Origin of the sequence: Mesorhizobium sp. M7A.F.Ca.CA.002.15.2.1, from assembly GCF_003998715.1 — a bacterium.
Lineage (GTDB): Bacteria > Pseudomonadota > Alphaproteobacteria > Rhizobiales > Rhizobiaceae > Mesorhizobium > Mesorhizobium ciceri.
This window is the reverse complement of record NZ_RZPI01000753.1, coordinates 1-2534: the sequence shown is the minus strand read 5'-3', so window position 1 is coordinate 2534 and position 2534 is coordinate 1. Positions and strand designations below refer to the sequence as shown.

The 2534-nt window shown below is 65.1% G+C and carries 2 protein-coding genes and 2 pseudogenes; all 4 read right to left on the bottom strand.

Annotation, left to right across the window (positions count from 1 at the left end; genetic code table 11):
• Window positions 1-342 (bottom strand): annotated as a pseudogene (locus tag ENZ74_RS28745) (hypothetical protein); the annotation flags it as partial.
• Window positions 343-450: 108 nt separating this feature from the next.
• Window positions 451-1209, bottom strand: a complete 759-nt coding sequence (locus ENZ74_RS28740; protein ID WP_027162942.1) for a 5'/3'-nucleotidase SurE — start codon at window positions 1207-1209, stop codon at window positions 451-453.
• Entirely contained in the window at window positions 1206-2372 is a 1167-nt protein-coding gene (locus ENZ74_RS28735; RefSeq protein WP_063169126.1) for an MBL fold metallo-hydrolase, read from the bottom strand. Before ENZ74_RS28735 ends, ENZ74_RS28740 begins: the two co-directional genes overlap by 4 nt.
• A pseudogene (locus tag ENZ74_RS35420) lies at window positions 2372-2534 on the bottom strand (ABC transporter ATP-binding protein); the annotation flags it as partial. The pseudogene ENZ74_RS35420 and the gene ENZ74_RS28735, both read right to left, overlap by 1 nt.

Here is a 2534-nt window from a genome sequence, read left to right as displayed (position 1 = left end):
TCCGTCGAGCGATTTCTCCGGCCCGGTATCTTTCTGGCCGTACTGGAAAACGCGCTTCAGAACCTGGTCGTCTGGCGGTTTCGGCGGCGGCGGCTTTTGTTCAGGCGGCTTTTCAGCCTTCTTTTCAGGTGTCGGTTCCGGCGGCTTTGGAGCAGGTTTCGGCTTGGGCTTCTCGGGCGGCGGCACGATCGCGACATTGACGGGCTGTTCCTGCTGAACCGGCTGCTGCTCGGGTCTCGGCAGGCCATAGATCAGAAACGCCGCGATGAGCGCATGCAGGATCAGCGATGCGGGCAAAGCCCACAGCAAATGCCGCCGCCGTTCTCCTGTTTCGCCCTTCATCCGCACCGATGTGGAATGAAATAGCGGCGGCTTCAAGCATAGGTAGTGGATTGGCTTGATTTAACCGCTGACAGGTTGGTGATCGGATGACGACGCGCAGACCTCAGGTCAGCCAGTTTGCCGCTGGCGCGGGATCCCGTCCAGAAACCGTTCGTCCAGCCGCGTCTCGCCAAGCCAGTTCAGCCGGTTGATGCTGATGAAGCCGGCATCGATCGCGTCGTTCTCGTCGCCCGGCTGGCTGTCGTGAGCCCGCCCGCGCGGCACGGTGATGACCGTGCGGTCGCCGTCGCTCTCCACGATCTCGGCCTTGCGGGCGATCTTGTCGCGACCGATGCGCGGCTGGCGGATTTCGGCCGGCAGCGAGGTCGGCAGGTTGATGCTCAGCCAATGACCCTCAGCGGCCCAGTCGGCGCGCGATTGCCACAGGGACACGATCAGCGCGCCAAGCCATTGGTCGTCGCCATCGGTGAAATCAGGATTTTTCACGCGTGAGAAGCCAATGGCCGGAACGCCCCAGAAAGTGGCCTCCCGCGCAATGCCGAGCGTGCCGGAATAGGCAAGGTCCTCGGCAACGTTGCGGCCATCGTTGACACCCGACAGCACCAGATCTGGCTTCTTCGTATCGGCGAACAACCAGGTCATGGCGCTTACCACGCAATCGGCCGGGGTGCCGGAACAGGCGTACCAGTTCGGTTTGAGGCGCCGCATGGTCAACGGCCTGGCAATCGTCAATGACGAGCCGGCGGCGGTGCGCTTGCCGTCGGGCGCGACCACCCAGACATCGCCGCTCAACGCGCTGGCGGCCGCGACCAGACGGGCAAGCCCCGGCGCTTCGATGCCGTCATCGTTGCAGATCAGAATTCTCATCGTTTTCTTGCCTCCGACACCACTATGCGCTGGCCGGTGCGGCATTGCGTGCGCAGCGAGGGGATGTGGGATTGCAGGTCGCCGAGAAGATCCGGCGTGCAGGAATGGCCGAGTGCCGCGGGACGGCCGGCCTTCTCCCAGATATCGACATTGCCCGACAGCGTCGGATGGGTCGGCATGCGTACCCAGTCCGCCCGACCGGCCTTGTGCAACACATCGCCCGGCGAACCTGACGGCAGATGCCCGGTAAGCAGCACCGGAAAACCGGAATGGTCGGCACGCGGCAAGAGGCGCGACGATGGGCCGGCTTCACCCATGCCGTCATCCGCCAGCAGCGGCATGGACGGCAGGGGATCGGCATCGGTCCAGTCGGCTGCGTCTTGCAGGCGGCGGCGCAGCAACGTTGAAACGCCCGGCAACAGGGCTGCCGTGGCGCCGATCTGCGCTTCCAGGGACGAGCGCATGCCGGCATGGATGGCGAACGGCCCTGGCAAGGCCGCGATCAGCTCCAGCGACCGACCCGAGAGCGGCGTCGGCAAAAGACACCCGCCCGAATGCCTCGCAACCCATTGCGAGATTTCGCGCGCACGCGCCGCCCCCGGCACCGGATCGGCGCCGTAGGAAGCATCGAGGACAAGCAGGTCGCAGTGCGGGATCGTGTCCATGACGAAGACATTGCTGTCCGGCACCACATCGGCGGAATAGGCGACGCGGCTCTCGCCATCGTCCACGGCAAACCAGACGCCGCCCACGACATGCCCGGAGCGTCCCGTCCGGATCGTGAAATTGCCGCTGTTCAACGTGTCGCCGGGTTCGAACAATTCGAGGCGATCTTCGGGAAAAGGGAACCGCCTGAAATCCTCGGGCTCAGCATAGCCGGCGAGCGTGGCAGGCGCCTCGTCGCGGGTCTCGGCGGTCATGAAGATCGGACCGGCATAACCGCGCGACAGCAGCCAGCTCAGCGCGCCGATATGATCCTCATGCGCATGCGAGACGAACAGCGCATCGATGTCGGCGACCGAGCCGTTCAGCGCCGGATAGTAGTCCGCCCCCGAGGCGCCGACCTTGATGCCGACGTCGAGCAGGATGCGATCCTTGCCGCTGCAGACAGCAAGGCTGGTGCGGCCCTTTTCGCCAAAGCCGCCGAGCAGGTCGAGCATCATCACGATGCCGCCCCCGCCGCCGGGATCAGCCAGCCGGAGCGTATCCGCAGGCGTGCCTGGGCTCCGCTCTCCAGCGCGACTGGATCGGGCTGTTCGAAATGCAAGGTGAGGTCGGGATTGGTCGAAGGCGTGAATTCGATGCGCGCCGAGCCACCCTGGTAG

Bases quoted from the DNA above. Each gene is read 5' to 3' on its own strand.
- ENZ74_RS28740 (WP_027162942.1), bottom strand. From the start codon at position 1,209: ATGAGAATTCTGATCTGCAACGATGACGGCATCGAAGCGCCGGGGCTT.
- ENZ74_RS28735 (WP_063169126.1), bottom strand. From the start codon at position 2,372: ATGATGCTCGACCTGCTCGGCGGCTTTGGCGAAAAGGGCCGCACCAGC.